Source organism: Alcaligenes sp. EGD-AK7, assembly GCF_000465875.3.
GTDB classification, from domain to species: domain Bacteria; phylum Pseudomonadota; class Gammaproteobacteria; order Burkholderiales; family Burkholderiaceae_B; genus Alcaligenes; species Alcaligenes phenolicus.
The window spans coordinates 162661-180269 of record NZ_AVOG02000069.1 but is presented as its reverse complement, the minus strand read 5'-3'; the positions used below and the strand labels follow the sequence as shown (position 1 = coordinate 180269).

The 17609-nt window shown below is 57.0% G+C and carries 13 protein-coding genes; 9 read left to right on the top strand and 4 right to left on the bottom strand.

Annotated features, from left to right (window positions below):
• Positions 1 to 427 precede the first annotated feature (427 nt).
• On the top strand, positions 428 to 703 hold the full coding sequence (locus N879_RS19000) for a response regulator transcription factor (protein WP_009458741.1): 276 nt from the start codon (positions 428 to 430) through the stop codon (positions 701 to 703).
• A gap of 1 nt (position 704) precedes the next feature.
• Here the strand turns inward: N879_RS19000 and N879_RS18995 are convergent, their stop codons facing one another.
• Positions 705 to 1343, bottom strand: coding sequence for a hypothetical protein (locus N879_RS18995; RefSeq protein ID WP_009458742.1), 639 nt, complete (start codon positions 1341 to 1343; stop codon positions 705 to 707).
• A 134-nt stretch (positions 1344 to 1477) separates the two neighbouring features.
• Between N879_RS18995 and coaE the strand changes: the two genes are divergently transcribed.
• The 6 genes from coaE (at position 1478) to N879_RS18965 (ending at position 12053) form a co-directional block, all read left to right on the top strand.
• Positions 1478 to 2080: a dephospho-CoA kinase gene (coaE, locus tag N879_RS18990; RefSeq protein ID WP_009458744.1), complete on the top strand. Its 603-nt coding sequence runs from the start codon at positions 1478 to 1480 to the stop codon at positions 2078 to 2080.
• A 50-nt stretch (positions 2081 to 2130) separates the two neighbouring features.
• The gene (gene zapD, locus N879_RS18985; protein ID WP_026484449.1) at positions 2131 to 2886 is read left to right on the top strand and encodes a cell division protein ZapD; all 756 of its coding nucleotides are present in this window, start codon (positions 2131 to 2133) and stop codon (positions 2884 to 2886) included.
• A 222-nt stretch (positions 2887 to 3108) separates the two neighbouring features.
• Positions 3109 to 4380 (top strand): efflux RND transporter periplasmic adaptor subunit, encoded by a 1272-nt coding sequence (locus N879_RS18980; RefSeq protein WP_009458749.1) that lies wholly within the window; start codon positions 3109 to 3111, stop codon positions 4378 to 4380.
• 3 nt (positions 4381 to 4383) lie between these two features.
• Positions 4384 to 7470, top strand: a complete 3087-nt coding sequence (locus N879_RS18975; protein ID WP_031233051.1) for a multidrug efflux RND transporter permease subunit — start codon at positions 4384 to 4386, stop codon at positions 7468 to 7470.
• Positions 7467 to 10571 carry an efflux RND transporter permease subunit gene (locus tag N879_RS18970; RefSeq protein ID WP_022983623.1) on the top strand — a complete coding sequence of 1035 codons (3105 nt, stop codon included), beginning with the start codon at positions 7467 to 7469 and terminating at the stop codon, positions 10569 to 10571. Before N879_RS18975 ends, N879_RS18970 begins: the two co-directional genes overlap by 4 nt.
• 6 nt (positions 10572 to 10577) lie before the next feature.
• The gene (locus N879_RS18965; RefSeq protein WP_022983622.1) at positions 10578 to 12053 is read left to right on the top strand and encodes an efflux transporter outer membrane subunit; all 1476 of its coding nucleotides are present in this window, start codon (positions 10578 to 10580) and stop codon (positions 12051 to 12053) included.
• A gap of 294 nt (positions 12054 to 12347) precedes the next feature.
• On the opposite strand, the gene N879_RS18960 is transcribed toward N879_RS18965, so the two are convergent.
• From N879_RS18960 to N879_RS18950, 3 genes are read right to left on the bottom strand one after another with little or no spacing between them, the layout of a single operon-like run.
• Positions 12348 to 13073, bottom strand: coding sequence for a hypothetical protein (locus N879_RS18960; protein WP_022983621.1), 726 nt, complete (start codon positions 13071 to 13073; stop codon positions 12348 to 12350).
• Complete coding sequence (locus N879_RS18955) at positions 13070 to 14071, bottom strand: Nudix family hydrolase (RefSeq protein ID WP_009458754.1); 1002 nt, start codon at positions 14069 to 14071, stop codon at positions 13070 to 13072. The genes N879_RS18960 and N879_RS18955 overlap by 4 nt, the downstream gene beginning before the upstream one ends.
• On the bottom strand, positions 14064 to 14930 hold the full coding sequence (locus N879_RS18950) for an ATP-binding protein (RefSeq protein WP_009458756.1): 867 nt from the start codon (positions 14928 to 14930) through the stop codon (positions 14064 to 14066). Before N879_RS18950 ends, N879_RS18955 begins: the two co-directional genes overlap by 8 nt.
• Positions 14931 to 15103: 173 nt before the next feature.
• On the opposite strand from N879_RS18950, the gene ispB reads away from it, so the two are divergent.
• Entirely contained in the window at positions 15104 to 16069 is a 966-nt protein-coding gene (ispB, locus tag N879_RS18945; protein WP_009458758.1) for an octaprenyl diphosphate synthase, read from the top strand.
• A 253-nt stretch (positions 16070 to 16322) separates the two neighbouring features.
• Positions 16323 to 17552 carry a sodium/glutamate symporter gene (gltS, locus tag N879_RS18940; RefSeq protein ID WP_009458760.1) on the top strand — a complete coding sequence of 410 codons (1230 nt, stop codon included), beginning with the start codon at positions 16323 to 16325 and terminating at the stop codon, positions 17550 to 17552.
• Positions 17553 to 17609: the final 57 nt, after the last annotated feature.

Genomic DNA, 17609 nt, shown 5'->3' with positions numbered 1-17609 from the left:
CTGCGCTATCTCCCGCCGGCGGCAAGCAGTCTGAATCGCCGCCCCCCAGAGCTGCGCGTCAGAGTGGCTCATGGCCGTGAATGCTCATCTCTGCTGGCAGTTTATGGGGCCGGGTTTGTTGTGTTGCGTTGTGTTGTGCTGTGGTGAGGTGGGGTGTTTGACCGATCCGGGGGGGTGACCCAGGTGATTGTTGTGTTTCTTGGGGGGATGAGGCTGTATCTTTGTCTGCGTTTATCCCCAATTTGAGGCGTAAAAAGATGGTTTTCCGACGCATTGAAAACCGTGTATCTATATTAGTCCTGTGACAAAAACATCCCGTACAAGTTAACAGTCGCGTAGTCCCTGCCTAAAATGACAAACTCTGTCTATGGTTGATTTTTCACATCGCAGGCGGCCTGTTCGCCTGGTACAGATATACGAGACTGACATGGTATTGAATAGTCATTTGCCCGCCTCTGTGCTGTTTGAAAGTCTGACTCCGCGCGAGCGCGACGTGCTGTCTTATATCGCCATCGGCAAGGCGAACAAGGTGATTGCGGCTGAATTGGCGATTTCCCAGCGTACGGTGGAGGCGCATCGGGCACGCGTTTTTCAGAAGTTACGCGTGCGCAATGCGGTTGAATTGACCCGCTTTGTATTTAGCGAGCCGGGCTTGCGCGATGTGCTGCCGCCCAGCCTGGTGGGCAGCCTGTCTATTCCTTAGATTAGCGGCAGGCGGGAGTGGCCTGGCCGTCCAGCTCGCTGATCGGGTCGATGTCGGCTTGGCGAGTCAGGTGGCTCTCCAGCGTAGGGCGTTGCTGGTTAAAGGTGTGAATGCGCAGTACGTTGTTGTTCACAAAGCTCAGATCGGCCAAGGTCGAGTCGTTGTTGGCCAGCAAAGCGATGCGGGTAGGCTGTGTGCCGATAGGTACCCAGCAGCCGCTCATGCGGTGTTCTTCGCCAGCACCCAGCGGGGTGGCACGCAAGCGCCATTGGCCAGCAGGAGCCAGGGTTACGCTGATTTTGTAGGGCTCACATGCGCCGCCTTGTGGTGGGCAGGACAGGGTGCCCAGAAAGGTTTTGGGCTCGGCCAGCTCTGGAACGCTACGGTCGACCATGGCGGCAGGCTGCTGGGCGCGGGCCGGTGTGATGGCGTGCAGGCCTTCCTGGTTACCGAAGCCTAAATTGATTTGCGAGGGGGCACGGGCGGTGCCGCTACCTTGCGCTTGGCGCAGGGCGTCTTTCTGGGTGGAGTCGCGACCCTCGTTGGGGGTAGGCTGAACGGGTGCTTGGGCACATGCTGCCAGCAAAACGACCGAAAGCAAGGTAAGGGAACGCAGGGGGGAAATCTTGGTGAAAGACATGGCGGGCTTCCGTGGACTGGTTGATAGCTGAATTCTACGCTAGACCTGGGGCGGCGGGACAGTATCAGGTCTATTCAGGGTAGGAGGATTGGCGCGGGTACGTTACAGTTTTGTTTTTTATCCGTGGATTGCGCATGCTGACAATTGGGCTGACTGGTGGAATTGGATCGGGCAAAAGCCAGGTGGCCAATTTTTTTGCCTCTTGGGGGGCGGCTGTCGTGGATACGGATGTCATCGCGCATGAGTTGACCGCGCCCGGTGGTCTGGCCATTGAGCCGATTCGCGCTGCTTTTGGGGCACAGGCCTTGGCCGCGGATGGTTCCATGGATCGGGATTGGATGCGGGCCTGTGTATTTGCCGATCCTGATGCCCGTCATCGGCTCGAGGCGATCATTCATCCCCTGATTTGGAACGTAACAAAAGCACAGACCTTGAAAGCGCAAGGATGTTATCTTGTTGTGGTTGTACCCTTGCTGGTGGAATCAGGACGATGGCGAGACCGTGTGGACCGGATTTGCGTTGTGGATTGTGATGAAGCGACCCAGATCGAGCGTGTTCAAAAGCGCAACGGGCTGGCAGTGGCCACAATTGAACGTATCATGGCAGCACAGGCGCAACGTCAGCAGCGCCTGGATGTGGCCGACGACGTGGTTCTGAATGATGGGCAGACGACTTTGCCCCTGTTGGAAGAGCGGGCGCGAGCAGTACACCAACGCTGGTGTGCCTTGACTGCCTGACAACACGACGTGTCTGACCCTCCAGTCGACAAAAAAAGGTTTTTAAACGCGTGACTCTATACGAATACCCCTGCAATGAGCGTGTCCGGGCTTTACTGAGAGTCGAATACTTGTTCGATAGGCTGTTTCATTTTTCGGCCAACCAGGATGCGTACTCGCATCAGATCGCTGTAGCGACTTTGTTTGATTTACTGGACATCTCGGATCGAACCGATTTGCGTTCTGCTGTTCTTCAAGACCTTGAGCGTCAGCGCGTGGCGCTGGCTGCGCTGCGTGAACACCCCGGTGTTCAGCTGCAGGCGCTGGACAAGATGATTGAACAAATTGTGCGCGCTTCTGCTGACCTCTCGGCCCAGGGGCGGGTGGGGCAGGGCCTGCGTGAAAATGAATGGTTGGCCAGTTTGCGGGGCCGGGTTGCTGTGCCCGGTGGCACGTCCCAGGTGGACATGCCTTCTTATTACTCCTGGCAACAGCGCCCCGATGCCGATCGTGTCCAGGATTTGCGCCGTTGGTCCGAGTCTTTCCTGCCACTGTATCAAGGTCTGGCCTTGATTTTGCGCTTGCTGCGTCAGTCGGGTGACTCGGCAGACCAACTGGCCCGTGACGGTTCCTATCAAGAAATGCTGGCAGGCAAGACCTTCCAGTTGCTGCGGGTGTGGGTGGACGCCGGTGCGTGCATCTATCCGGAAATGAGCGCTAACCGCTACGTCATCTGGATACGCTTTGTGCAGCAAGATAATCAATTGAAACCGCAGGCCGTGACGGGGGATATCCCCTTCAGGCTGGCCCGTTGCAACTTCGGCTGAAAACGCTGTTCATATAAGGTTCAGACTGCCGCTTTTATACTTGCTGTGCCAGCGTGGTCTAGCAGGGATGCGGTTTTGTCAGCGCTTGTATCTCTTTATCGTTTGAAACTAATTGCTATCGTGTTTTGGCTGCATAATGCGTGTCGCCGTCACGATCGGTAGTGCTTAAACGCTTATTTAGACCGTGCATAGAGACAATCAAGTTTTAGCCGGGGAGTATTCATGTCGGAGTTGAACACAGGCAGAGGTCGGCGGTCCCGATCCTTCTATGTCTGGGTGGTGGTAGGGCTGCTGGTGGTAGCAGGCCTCGTTTATTACGCCCTGTCTTCCCCTTCCAGTACGTCCACTCCCATGCGCGGGCCTCGCGGCATGATGGGGGCGACTAAAGTCCCGGTGCAGGTGGCCACGGTCAAGGAAGGCCTGATCGACCAAACGGTCAATGCGATTGCCACGGTTAAACCTTTGCAAACAGTCGCCGTGCGCGGCGAAGTTGATGGTGTGCTCGAACGCATCCACTTCAAGGACGGCCAACGTGTAAAGGCCGGCGATTTGCTGGCCGAGATTGATCCGCGTACCTATCAGGTGCAACTGGATCAGGCGCGTGGCCAATTGGCGCAGAATCAGGCTCAGCTCAAAGGGGCGCAGCAGGAACTGGCCCGCCACCGCGTCCTGTTTCAACAGAATTCTATTGCTCGCCAGGCCTTGGAAACCAAGGAAACGGCCGTTCAGCAACTGCAGGCACAGATCAAATCCAATCAAGCAGAGGTGGCCCGTGCGCAGGTCCAGCTGGATCGCACTCGTATTACGGCGCCTTTGGATGGCCGCCTGGGTTTGCGCAAGCTGGATCAGGGCAATCTGGTGTCTGCCGGTAGTACCGATGGGATTGTCGTCATTACCCAGACGGATCCCATAGGCGTGGAGTTCTCCTTGCCGCAGAATCAATTGAGCAGCCTGCTGGAGGCCATGAAACAAAGCGAATCGCCTTTGCGGGTGTCCCTGATCGACAGCAAGGGTCAGCTCTTGTCGGACAAGGGCCGTTTGCAGGCACTGGATAACCAGATCGACATCAATACCGGCACGCTGAAAGTGAAGGCCGAATTTGATAATGCCGATGAAACCTTGTTTGCTAATCAGTTTGTCAATTCCCGTGTCTTTTTGGGCCAGGAACAAGGCTTGCTGATCCCATCGCACGCTGTGCAACGGGGTTCGGTGGGCACGTATGTGTACACCCTGGATGCCGAGGACAAGGTCCATATCCAGGTGGTGGAATTGGGTACGGCCACGCTGGAATTGACCTTGATTAAAACCGGCCTGAAAGAGGGCGATCGTGTGGTGGTTGAAGGGACTGACCGTTTGCGTGAAGGCTCGGAGGTCGAGGTGATGCAGCAAGATGGTCAGGTCAAGGAAAAGCCTGCGCCCGATGATGCCGCCGACAAGCCAGAGCAAGGCAAACGTCCGGGTGAGGGTCGCCGTCCACGTCCTGCAAGCGAGTAAGCCGTGAGCATGTCGCGTATCTTTATCCTGCGCCCGGTGGCTACCACCTTGGCGATGGTGGCCTTGCTGGTGTCCGGCTTGCTGGCCTATCGCATGTTGCCCGTAGCCGCTTTGCCGCAGGTGGATTACCCCACTATTCAGGTGGTCACGCTCTATCCGGGCGCTAGCCCGGATGTAGTGGCGGCCTTGATCACTTCACCGCTGGAGCGGCGCTTCGGCAGCATGTCGGGCCTGTCGCAGATGATTTCGTCCAGCTCGGGCGGGGCATCGCGCATTACCTTGCAGTTTGATTTGGGCTTGCCCCTGGATGTGGCCGAGCAAGAGGTGCAGGCGGCGATTAATGCCGCCTCCAATATGCTGCCCAATGATTTGCCTGCACCGCCTATCTATAACAAGGTCAATCCGGCTGATACCCCGGTTATTTCTTTGGCGGTGACTTCCCCCAATATGCCCCTGCACGAGGTGCGCGACCTGATTGATGTGCGGGTTGCACAAAAACTCTCGCAGGTGACGGGTGTCGGACTGGTCAGCATTGCGGGTGGTCAGGAACCAGCCATGCGCATTCAGGCTGATCCCAACGCCTTGGCCGTCCGCAATCTGACCTTAAGTCACCTGCGGCAGGCGGTGGTCGCGGCCAACGTGAACCAACCCAAAGGCAATCTGGATGGGCCTCAGCGTTCCACCAGCATCGGTGCCAATGAACAACTGAAAACGGTACAGGATTATGAAAATCTGATCGTCAGCTACAAGGACGGTGCTGCTGTGCGTCTGGGCGAACTGGCCAAGGTGGTGCGGGATGCACAGGATGTGCGTCAGGCCGCCTGGATGGGGACTGTGCCTGCGATCTTGCTGAATATTCAGCGTCAGCCTGGCGCCAACGTCATTGATGTAGTGGACCAGATTCAAAGCCTGCTGCCCGAGATACGCCGTTCCTTGCCGGTCGGTGTGGATGTGGAAGTCGCCACGGACCGCACCCAGACCATTCGGGATTCGGTTGACCATGTGCAAAAGGAAATGATGCTGGCCATTGTGCTAGTGGTGCTGGTGACTTTTGTGTTCTTGCGCACCTGGACGGCTACGCTGATTCCCAGCGTTGTCGTGCCTATCTCCCTGATCGCAACGTTTGCCATCATGCTGATGTGGGGATTCAGTATTAATAACCTGACCCTGATGGCCTTGACGGTTGCCACCGGCTTTGTGGTTGATGATGCGATCGTGATGATCGAGAACATCGCCCGCTATATCGAAAAGGGCGAAACCGCCTTGCAGGCCGCTTTGAAGGGCGCGGAGCAAATTGGCTTTACCCTGCTGTCCCTGACCATCTCCCTGATCGCAGTGCTGATTCCGTTGCTGTTCATGAGTGATGTCATCGGCCGTTTGTTCCGTGAGTTTGCCATTACCCTGGCCGTCGCCATCCTGCTGTCCCTGTTCATTTCGCTGACGCTCACGCCCATGATGTGTGCGCGTATGCTCAAGCCCGAGGACGAGCGCCAGTATGGCCGTTTCACGACCTGGTTGGGCGATCAGATGGACCGCATCATTGCGGCTTACGACCGTGGCCTGATTGTGGTGCTGCGCCACCAGACGCTGACCTTGTGGGTAGCTCTGGGCACAGTGGTGTTGACGGGCCTGCTGTACGTGATCGTCCCCAAAGGCTTTTTCCCGCAACAGGATACCGGCCTGATTCAGGCGATTACCCAAGGACCGCAAACCGCGTCGTTCCGCGCAATGGGGAATTTGCAGCAGCAAGCCGTTGCGATTGTGCTGGAAGATCCGGATGTGGAAGCCGTCACGTCCTTTATCGGGGTAGATGGCACGAACGCCACCTTGAACAATGGCCGTCTGCAAATTGCTTTGAAGCCCATTGGTTCAGGCCGGGCCAGCGCCAATGAAATCATGGCCAGGCTCGATGAGCGTCTGAAAGATATTCCCGGTTTGTCGGTTTACCAACAGTCCATTCAGGAGCTGACGGTAGACGATCAGATCAGCCGTAATGTGTACCAGATGGCCTTGTCGGACCCGGAAACAGAGGTGCTGACGACCTGGATGCCGCGTTGGCTGGATGCCGTCAATGCCTTGCCGCAGATTAAAGATGCATCCATGAGCCTGCAAAACGATGGCCTGCAAGTGCTGCTGGATATAGACCGGGATGCGGCAGCCCGTGTGGGCGTGACCAAGGCAAATATCGACGATGCACTGTACGACGCGTTCGGACAGCGTTTGATCTCCACGATCTACACGCAGTCTGCCCAGTACCGCGTCGTGCTGGAGGTAAAGGATCAATATCGCCAAGGCCCGCAGGATCTGGAAAATATTCATGTAATGACAGCGGCAGGTACACCTGTGCCGATTACTTCCCTGGCGCGCATTCAGCTGGTTCCCACAACGTTATCGGTAGAGCGCTTGGGACAGTTCCCGTCCGTGAATGTGTCCTTTGACCTGGCTGATGGCTATTCCTTGTCCGACGCCATTGAAGCCATTGAAACCGTGCCCGACCAGATCGGTATGCCATCCTCGGTGGATACCCGCTACCTGGGTGCCGCCAAGGCCTTCCATGCCTCTTTGTCCAGCACGCTGTGGCTGATGTTGGCCGCCGTGCTGACCATGTACATCGTGCTGGGTGTTTTGTACGAAAGCTATATCCACCCCATCACTATTTTGTCGACGCTGCCTTCGGCTGCCATCGGCGCGCTGCTTGCCTTGCTGTTAGCCGGGCGGGATCTGGACATGGTGGGGGTGATCGGGATCATTCTGCTGATTGGTATCGTGAAAAAGAACGCCATCATGATGATCGACTTCGCCCTGGAGGCGCAGCGCGAGCAGGGCATGAAACCGCAAGAGGCCATTCATCAAGCCGCCTTGCTGCGTTTCCGCCCCATTTTGATGACGACTCTGGCGGCCTTGTTCAGTGCCATCCCTTTGATGCTGGCCACCGGCTCTGGCGCAGAGCTGCGTCAACCCTTGGGACTGGTCATGGTGGGCGGTCTCTTGGCTAGCCAAGTGCTGACCCTGTTCACGACTCCCGTGATCTATCTGTTTTTTGACCGCTTTACCCGTAATGGCGCCAAGTCGGTACGCGAGTCGACATGAAACGCTTGTTAGGGCTATTTATCTTCCGGCCAGTGGGCTCCAGCCTGCTGGCACTGGCGATGGTCTTGGTGGGCGCATTGGCCTTGCGGCTCTTGCCCGTGGCGTCTTTGCCGGAAATGGATTTTCCGGTGATTGCGATTTCGGCCAATTTGCCCGGTGCCAGCCCTGAAACCATGGCTTCCAGTGTGGCCACGCCACTGGAGCAGGCTTTAGGTTCTATTGCCGGGGTGTCGGAAATGAGCTCTCGCAGCAGCGAGGGTTCCACCCAGATCATGCTGGTATTTGAGTTGGACCGGGATATTGAAGGGGCTGCACGCGATGTGCAGGCCGCTATCAACCAGGCCCGGCCCATGTTACCTTCGGGCATGTCCAGCGTGCCCACCTACGAGAAGGTCAACCCTTCGTCCATGCCTATCATGGTGCTGGCCTTGACCTCGCAGACGGCCAACAAGGCCCAGCTGTTTGATATGGCCAGCGGCATTGTGCAGCAGAAGCTGGCCCAGATTCCGGGCGTAGGTTCGGTAGACGTGGGCGGTGGCTCCTTGCCAGCAGTGCGGGTGGGATTGAATCCCAAGGCATTGGCCTCGGCTGGCATTGCGCTGGACGATGTGCGTTCGGTGATCAATAACGCCAACAGTCTGCGTCCTAATGGCTATCTGGAAAGCGAGCAGGGCCAGTGGCAGATCAACTCGGGTAAGCAGTACAACCAGGCACGGTTTTTTGACCCCTTGATTCTGAAGAATCAGGATGGGCAGGTTATCCGTTTGGGGGATGTCGCCAAGGTCGAGGACTCTGTCGAAAACATTCACAGTATGGGTTATTGGAATAACCAGGAAGCGGTGCTGTTGATTGTGCGTCGTCAGGCGGGCGCCAATATTATCGAGACGGTCAATACCATTCGTGAACGCCTGGCTGGTATCGAGGAAATGCTGCCCACCCAGGCGCAATTGACAGTGGCTCAGGATCGTACGCCCAGTATTCGCGCCACGCTGGAAGAGGCCCAACTGACACTGATTATTGCGGTGGCCCTGGTGGTGCTGGTGGTCTTGCTGTTCCTGCGAAACTGGCGCGCTGCTTTAATTCCGGCCATTGCCGTTCCGGCGTCCTTGATCAGTACCTTTGCCTTCATGCATTTGTTCGGCTTTACGTTGAACACCATTTCCCTGATGGCCCTGATTGTCGCTACCGGATTTGTGGTGGATGACGCCATCGTGGTGCTGGAAAGCATTATGCGTTACCTGGAAAAAGGCTTGTCCCCCATGCGGGCGGCCTTGCGCGGGACGCGGGAGGTGGGCTTTACCGTCACAGCCATGAGCTTGTCGCTGGTGGCCGTGTTCATTCCCTTGTGGCTGATCGGGGGGCTGGCGGGGCGCTTGTTCATGGAGTTTGCCGTCACCTTGTGTACCGCCGTGCTGGTGTCCCTGGTGATCTCCTTGATGCTGACTCCCATGATGTCATCGCGCCTGCTGCGTCCTGGGCCGCAAGAGCATGAGTCCACCAACCCTGTCAGTCGTTTTTTGGGCTGGATAGGCAGTGTCAGCTGGCGTGGCTACCGTCGTTCATTGGGGTGGGCGCTCAAGCACCATCGACTGATGCTGTTCTCCTTGTTTGTCACAATTGGCCTGAATGTGTACCTCTACGCCGTAGTGCCCAAGGGGCTGTTCCCGCAGCAGGATACTGGCCAGTTGATGGGTTTTTTCCGGGTCGATCGGGGGACTTCCTTTCAGTCCATGGTGCCCAAGCTGGAATACTTCCGTTCCATCCTGAATCAGGACCCGGACATTCGTTCGGTGGCCGTGTTTGCCGGTGGTCGCAGTGGCAGCACTTCGTCCTTTATTCTGGTTGAACTCAAGCCTATGGATGAGCGCAAGGCCAGCACGACGGATGTTGTGAATCGTCTGCGCGAGCCTTTATCCACCACGCCGGGGGCGCGCATGTTCATGGTGCCGCAGCAGGATATTCCGGTCGGTAGCGGGGGCGGCGGGCGCAGTGGCTCTTACGACTATTCCTTGCTGGGCAGTGACCTGGAGCTGTTGAAAACCTGGTTGCCCAAGGTTCAGCAAGCCATGGCCGAATTGCCAGAGCTGGTGGACGTGGACACTGGCACGGACGATAAGGCCGGTCTGGTCCAACTGGAAATTGACCGCGATATGGCCACGCGCCTGGGCATTGATATGTCTATGGTGGCAGGGACTTTGAACAACTCCTTTTCCCAGCGTCAGGTTTCCACGATTTTTGGCCGCTTGAACCAGTATTACGTAGTCATGGAAGTGGAGCCGCGTTTTGCGCAGGATCTGGAGTCCCTGAAGGAAATCGAGGTTGTTGCCAAAGACGGCACTCGCGTTCCTTTGTCTGCCTTTACGCGCTTTACGACCGGCACCGCGCCGCGCAGCATTAACCATATGGGCTTGCTGGTGGCCGAGTCCGTGTCCTTCGGTTTGGCCGAAGGCGTCACCCTCAGTCAGGCAACGGCGGCCATTGAACAGGCCATGGCTCGCATTCAGCTTCCTACACGCGAGATCCAGGCCGGGTTTGAAGGTAATACGGCGCAGATGCTCGATGCCCTGGCCAAGCAACCCATGATGTTTCTGGCTGCCTTGGTGGCTTTGTATATCGTGCTGGGGATGCTGTACGAGAGCTATATGCACCCGCTCACCATTCTGTCCACTTTGCCTTCGGCCGGGATTGGGGCATTGCTGGCTCTGATGATGACCAGTGGCGAGTTCAACCTGATTGCCATGATCGGGGTGTTCTTGCTGATTGGTATCGTCAAGAAGAACGCCATCATGATGGTGGACTACGCCTTGCAAATGGAGCGTGAGCGCGGCATGGGGTCGCGTGAGGCTATTTACGAAGCCTGCCTGGTGCGATTCCGCCCCATCATGATGACGACCTTGTCCGCCATTTTTGGTGCTATTCCTTTGATTCTGGCCTCCGGGCCCGGCGTGGAAATGCGCCAGCCCTTGGGAGTCACCATTGTGGGTGGTTTGGTGCTCAGTCAAATCCTGACTTTGTACACCACGCCGGTGGTTTATCTTTATCTGGATCGTTTGCGCCATCGCTTCATGCGCCGCAAGAACCAGACAACTTTGAATATATAAGCTGATATGCCTACTTCTAACGCCATGATTCTTCCGCGCTTCGCACTGGCTGGGATGGTGCTGCTCCTGTCCGCATGTGCTGTTGGCCCTGATTATCAGCGGCCCGAAGCGCCGGTGGGCGAGCACTTCCGGGAAGAGGTACGGTCCACGGCCTGGAAGCAGGCCGAACCGGCTGATTTGAAAGACCGCGGCCCCTGGTGGGAAAGCTTCAACGATGGCGTGCTCAACACCCTGATGCAAAGCCTTAATGAGCAGAACTTTACCTTGCAGCAGGCACAGGCACGCGTTCGTCAGGCGCAGGCCACTCTGTCCAACACGCGTTCGACCCAGTTCCCGCAAGTAGGCAGTTCGGTCGGCACGACAAGGCGTGGCAGTGGGTCCGGTGATACCAGCCAAAGCAGCAGCGCCTATGACGCCAGCATTACGGTGAATTGGGAAGTGGACTTGTGGGGGCGGATTCGCCGTCAGGTAGAAGCAGGTGATGCTGGCCTGCAAGCCAGTGCTGCGGATATGGCTGCCACACGCTTGAGCCTGCAGTCTCAATTGGCGCAGACCTATTTGCAGTACCGCAGTGTGGAGTCCAGCGAGCGAGTGCTGGATGAAACCGTGGCCGCGTACGAGCGTTCTTTGCAAATCAATCAGAATCGCCTGGACGCCGGGTTTTCGGCACCGGGAGATGTGGCCGCAGCCTTAAGCCAGCTAGAGGGGGCTCGCACCCAGCGCTTGGCCTTGAATCGCGAGAAGGCCTCCTACCTGCATGCGATGGCTGTGTTGGTAGGCCGCGCACCTTCCCAGTTTGAGGTGGTGCCTCATGCGCCCTGGCCTGTTGCTCCGGATATTCCGGTGGGTCTGCCATCCAGTTTGCTGGAACGTCGCCCCGATGTGGCCCGTGCCGAGCGTCGCATGGCGCAGGCCAATGCCCAGATTGGTGTGGCCAAGGCTGCCTGGTTTCCCAGTTTGAGCCTGAAGGCCAGTGGGGGGTTCAGCAGCAGTGATCTTGGCGAATGGCTGACGGCACCCGCGCGTGTCTGGTCCCTGGGTCCTGCCTTTGCCCTGACCTTGCTGGATTTTGGGGCACGCCGTGCGCAAGTCGAGCAGGCCGAGGCCAGCTATGACGAACAATTGGCTGCCTACCGTCAGACGGTGCTGGATGCGTTGAAGGAAGTGGAAGATGCCTTGTCTGAACGCAATGGCCTGGAGCTGGAGCAAGCCAGCCAGGCGCGTTCTCTGGCCGCGGCACGCGAGTCCTTGCGGCTGACACGCAATCAGTTTGATGCCGGTCTGGTGGATTTTCTGAGTCTGGCCCAAACCCAGGCCACGGCGCTGTCGGCCGAGCGGCAGGCTTTGGACCTGGAGTCTCAACGCCTGCGGGCGGCGGTCAAACTGATGGTGGCCTTGGGCGGTGGCTGGGATGTGACGACAGGTCTGAGTCCCGAAGAGCCGAACGCGGTGGAAGCTGATCCAGCCGCTAAAGCAGAATAGGTTCGGCCTGACCTACACTAATCTGACCTGACCCGATCCAATCTGGTCTTAATCAAGTTTGGTTTAGTTTGGTTTGATGTGGTTCGGCGTTGGCTGAACTTCTTGGCGCTTGGTTTGGTTTAGTTTGGCCGTTTCATCGTGCTCTCCGGCCTGGCTGGGCCGGAGCTTCAACGCCCGGTTTGCCCCGTATGGACCAAGTAAAGATTGGACTACCTCCCAAGCTTGGGGCTGCAGTTTGCTTGCTTAGCGTTCAACAGCGGCTCATTCCTTGCTTGATATGGCGTGGAAACCGCCTCAGTCCTGGTCCATCCAGGCATACAGCCCGTCAACCCATTCCTCGCCGTCGGCCAAGCCCAAGGTGGCGTGGATCTCTTCGGCCCGCTGGTACAAGTCATCAAAGTCAATTTGTGGCGGGTCAGCAAAAGCCAGGGCGACCAGATTGCCATCGTGCGTTTCAGGTAACCAGACTACGGCCGGGAAGCTTTCTTGAAGCGCATGCAGATTGCGCGCATGGACCAGTTCCGAGCCCAGCAAATTCACCGTTAACAGTCCTTGTGGCCCCAGAGCCTTGCGGCAGGCCTGATAGAAAGCTGCGCTTTCCAGGGCAGGGTGTTCGGCCTGGTCGGAGTACACATCAATTTGCAGCACATCCAGCTCGCCGTAGACGGCATCCAGGTAGTCCAGCGCGTCTACCGTGTGCACGTTCAGGCGTTCGTCGTCGGGCGGCAGGTTAAACAGCAGGCGACTGGCCTGCACCACTTCCGGGTTGATTTCCACGGCGTCGATGCGCGCCTGGGGGAAGTGCTGGTAGCAAAAGCGTGTCAGGCTGCCTGCGCCCAGGCCAAGCTGGGCAATACGACGTGGATCGGTCTGGAACAAGGTCCAGATCATCATTTGGCGAATGTAGTGCAGCTCTAGCTGATCGGGAGCATCCAGACGCATGGCACCTTGCACCCAGGCAGAGCCCAGGTGCAGGTAGCGTACGCCTTCATGTTCTGAAATAGTGACGTGTGGCGTCATGCCGGGTCGTTGTCCAGCATGTGGCGTATACCGGCAATACCGTGTGCACCGTGGTTGCGGGCGTCAGCCAAGGTCCTGGCCGATTGCCCGCCTATGGCAAACACTGGCAGGCCAGCTTGTTCCGCCAGGCTGGCGAAACGGGCCCAGCCCATGCCTGGATCGCCGGGATGGGAGGAGGTTTCCAGGACATGGCCCAGAACCAGAAAGTCCGCCTGGATTTTGCGGGCTATTTCAATATCACTTTCATTGTGCGTGGACATGCCGATCAGGCCTTTGCTGATCGCGGGAAATGTCGTCAGGGTGTCGTGGCATTTCGCGGAAAGGGATTGGGCGTCGCTGGCGCGCAAATGCACACCATCGGCATGGTCCCACCAGCTCTCGGGGTGCAGGCTATTGACCAGGCAGCGCGCTTGGTAGCGCTGGCACAGGTTCACAACTTGCAGGAACGCCTGGTGCAAATGGAATTCGGCATCGGGCCGTGCAGCCCAGGCTGGCTCACGAAACTGGACCAGGGCCGGGCCTTGTTGCAGGGCTTGTTCCAGTTGTTCCAGATAGGCGGGTAAGCGGGCCGGCTCGTCGATGTTGGTAATCAGATAGCGTTCGGGCAGTTGCAGCCATTTAAGTGGCGGTTCGGTAGCAGGCAGTACAGGGCCGACTTCCAAAGGACCTTCAGGGTTGACCCAGGCAAGCTCTTGGCCTTCCAGGCACTGGGGTTCGCCTTCCCATTCCCGCACCAGGCAGAAAGAGAGTTTGACGAAATTCTTGGGGTATTCGTGTGTATAGGTAACCCAGGGGTGTGCGTGGGTGGTTTCAATGCCGAGTTCTTCGCGCAGTTCCCGTACCAGCGCCTGTATGACGCTCTCGCCCGCCTCAATCTTGCCGCCTGGCAGTTCCCACCAGCCCGGCCAGGGTTTATCGGCTGGGCGTTTTCCCAGTAGCACTTGGCCGTGTTGGTTCAGTAAAACGCCAACGGCCACTTCCAACGTGGGTTTAGACATGTCTAGCGGTCCAATCTCTAGCAAATTGACGTGCTACCCGGCCGGAGCGAGAGCCACGTTCCAGAGCCCATTGCAAGGCTTCCATACGCGAGCTTTCAATGTGTTCTGCAGGGCAACCCAAAGCGCCAAGCCAGTAATACACAATGTCCAGGTAGTCGTCTTGTTTAAAGGGGTAAAACGACAACCATAGTCCAAAGCGCTCGGACAGGGATACCTTTTCTTCAACGGCTTCACCGGGGTGGATCTCGCCGTCTGCAGACGTGGAGGCACTCAGGTTCTCTTTCATGTACTCGGGCATCAGGTGACGTCGGTTGGACGTGGCGTAGATCAGTACATTGTCGCCAGGGGAGGCCAGCGAGCCGTCCAGCACGGATTTAAGCGCCTTGTAACCGGCTTCACCTTCTTCAAAGGACAGGTCGTCGCTGAAGATGATGAAGTGTTCGGGGCGGGTGCTGATCAGGTCAATGATGTAGCCCAGGTCGCCCAGATCGGATTTGTCCACTTCGATCAGACGCAGGCCCTGATCGGCAAATTTGGCCAGCATGGCCTTGACCAGCGAGCTTTTGCCCGTACCGCGAGCACCTGTCATCAAGACGTTATTGGCCGGTTTGCCTGCCAGGAAATGGCGGGTGTTGCGCTCAATAATGCCCTTTTGGCGTTCGATATGATGCAGGTCTTCGGTCTGGATGGTGGCTACGTGCTGGACACCTTCAAGCCAGCCGCGCGAACCATTGGTACGCCAGCGAAAAGCAATGGAATCCCAGTTGATAGGGGGTGGAGCAGGGGGCAGCCAGGCTTCCAGTTGAGCGAGAACCCGCTCGGCCCGGCTGATCAGGGTACTAAGGTCTTGCGAACTCAAGACAGTCTCCGTTTCAGGTTGAAATGCTTATTATCGCTAATTTGGCCCCTTTTTCTGTGATCACTGTTGTGCTTGACGCGTAACAATAGGCCCAAAGCGATTCAAAATCGTATAATCATCAAGTTACGGTTGGCCGATAGCGGCCCCCTCCCTTACTCGTCCGGAATTCTGTTTTGAACCTGTCCACCCTGATTGAACCTATTGCCGACGACATGAAGGCTCTTGATGTCGTCATTCGTGAGCGCTTGAATTCGGATGTGGTGCTGATACGCACAATCGGCGAATACATCGTTAGTGCTGGCGGCAAGCGCATGCGTCCTGCGCTGCTGTTGCTGGTAGCCCGCGCGCTGGCTTATCAGGGGAGCACGCACCATCTGTTGGCAGGTGTGGTGGAGTTCATCCACACCGCCACCTTGCTGCACGACGATGTGGTCGATGAATCCGATATGCGACGCGGTCGCCACACGGCCAATGCGGTCTACGGTAATGCCGCCAGCGTGCTGGTTGGCGACTACCTGTACTCGCGCTCCTTCGAGATGATGGTGCAATCGAACTCCATGCCGGCCATGGCCGTGCTGTCGGCAGCCACCACGGTGATCGCCGAAGGCGAGGTTTTGCAGCTGCTGAACGTACACGACCCGGACGTTTCCCTGGAACGTTATCTGCAAGTCGTACGCTATAAGACAGCCAAGCTGTTTGAAGCGGCGGCGCAAGTGGGGGCGATTGTGGCCGGTGCTTCGCCTGAAATGGAAGAAGCCATGGCCGCCTATGGCCGCCACCTGGGTACCGCCTTCCAATTGGTTGACGACGTGCTCGATTACACCGGTGATGCCCAGGCCTTGGGCAAGAACGTGGGTGACGATCTGCGCGAAGGCAAACCCACCATGCCACTGATCCGTGTCATGGAAGTTGGCACACCCGAGCAGGTTCAACTGATCAAGTCGGCCATTGAAACCGGTGATGCGGATTTTGCCGCTGTTGCACAGGCTATCGAGCAAACCGATGCTTTGGCCTATACCCGTGAAGCGGCCAAGGCAGAAGCCCAGCTGGCTGTTCAGGCCTTGGCTGATGTTCCCGAGAGCGAATTCAAGCAGGTATTACTGAGCTTGTGCGCGTTTTCCATCGAGCGCGACCGCTAAGTCTCCAGCTTTTCCCAACCCGCCACATGGCGGGTTTTTTTGTAATAAAGCGGGCCGATTCAGGGAAATTGGCGTCATTAGGCGCCTGTTCATGTTATTTTTCTCGGTTTTACTACGCTGTTGGTGGTCATGCCTTTGTCCCACAAGGACGAAGTAGCGACGATAGACATGCCTATTTGAACAAATTGGTTTGAAGCCTCTGTCAGACACAAAGGTGCAGGCCCCTTATTCCAAAGATGTAAGGAACGGATAGATGAACATTCAGCTCGATATCGCGCAAACGGTAGGTTTGGCGGCTGTTTTTCTCGTGCTGGGAGAATATATAAAGAATCGCGTTGCTGTATTGGCCCGCTATTTTATTCCCAGCCCCATTATCGGCGGATTGATTTTTGCCTTGATTGCCTTGGTTGGACATCAGACCGGCTCGTTCAACTTTACGTTTAACGACGATATACGCAATTTCTTGCTGATGGCCTTTTTCACGACCATCGGTTTTTCAGCCAGCTTCGAGTTGCTGAAAAAGGGTGGTCTGGCCGTTGCTTTGTTCCTGGGCTGCGCGGTTGTCCTGATTATTTTGCAGAACGTGATGGGCGTGACCTTGGCGACCCTCATGGACGCCAATCCCTTGCTGGGTCTGGCCGCCGGTTCGATCTCCATGACGGGGGGCCACGGTACTTCTGCTGCCTTTGGTCCAATGCTGGAAAATGCTGGTGCTGTTGGGGCTTTGCCTGCTGCCATTGCCGCTTCGACATGGGGGCTGGTAATGGGTTGTGTCATCGGCGGCCCCTTGGGCAAGCGCCTGATGAAAAAATACAATATCGACGGTCCTGCTCCACACCGTCGTCATCGTCGTCAGCACGAAGGCACAGATGCGCCTCATGCGATGGAGACTACGGTCAAGCAAACCGTTCAGGCTGATGATGGCGGCTTTGAAATGCCGGTATACGCCGTAGTGCTGCTGTCTATAGCGATTGGTGTGGGCAGTGTCATCATTGAATGGCTGGGCGATCGTGGCATTGTCTTGCCTGCTTACCTGGGCTCCATGCTGGTGGCGGCCATCATCCGTAACGTGATCGACTGGCGTCGTTACCGCTTGCCGGAAAAAGAGTTTGAGATCATCGGCAATGTGTCGTTGGCTTTCTTCCTGGTCATGGCGCTGATGGTGATGAAACTGTGGGAGCTGGCTCAAGTGGCAGGTCCGCTCTTGGTGATCCTGATTGCCCAGACTGTCATGATGTTCTTCTTTGCCAGCTACGTGACTTTCAAGGTCATGGGCAAGGACTACGATGCTGTGGTGATGTCGGCTGGCCATTGTGGTTTTGGCATGGGTGCAACGCCTAACGCCATGGCGAATATGCAGGCCTTCACGGAAGATAATGGTCCATCACGCAAAGCCTTCTTTGTGATTCCTCTGGTGGGCTCCTTGTTCATCGACTTCTTCAATGCCGTGATCATTACCGGCTTTGTGAACTTTTTGACGTAAGCGCGCAAGGTTCAGGCCGCGCCGTTCGGCGCGGCAGTGTCTCGTGGCAGGGCCCTT

Excerpts from the sequence above, each read along its gene's own strand:
- N879_RS19000 (WP_009458741.1), top strand. The coding sequence starts at position 428 with ATGGTATTGAATAGTCATTTGCCCGCCTCTGTGCTGTTTGAAAGTCTG.
- N879_RS18995 (WP_009458742.1), bottom strand. The coding sequence starts at position 1,343 with ATGTCTTTCACCAAGATTTCCCCCCTGCGTTCCCTTACCTTGCTTTCG.
- coaE (WP_009458744.1), top strand. The coding sequence starts at position 1,478 with ATGCTGACAATTGGGCTGACTGGTGGAATTGGATCGGGCAAAAGCCAG.
- N879_RS18980 (WP_009458749.1), top strand. The coding sequence starts at position 3,109 with ATGTCGGAGTTGAACACAGGCAGAGGTCGGCGGTCCCGATCCTTCTAT.
- N879_RS18970 (WP_022983623.1), top strand. The coding sequence starts at position 7,467 with ATGAAACGCTTGTTAGGGCTATTTATCTTCCGGCCAGTGGGCTCCAGC.
- N879_RS18965 (WP_022983622.1), top strand. The coding sequence starts at position 10,578 with ATGCCTACTTCTAACGCCATGATTCTTCCGCGCTTCGCACTGGCTGGG.
- N879_RS18960 (WP_022983621.1), bottom strand. The coding sequence starts at position 13,073 with ATGACGCCACACGTCACTATTTCAGAACATGAAGGCGTACGCTACCTG.
- N879_RS18955 (WP_009458754.1), bottom strand. The coding sequence starts at position 14,071 with ATGTCTAAACCCACGTTGGAAGTGGCCGTTGGCGTTTTACTGAACCAA.
- gltS (WP_009458760.1), top strand. The coding sequence starts at position 16,323 with ATGAACATTCAGCTCGATATCGCGCAAACGGTAGGTTTGGCGGCTGTT.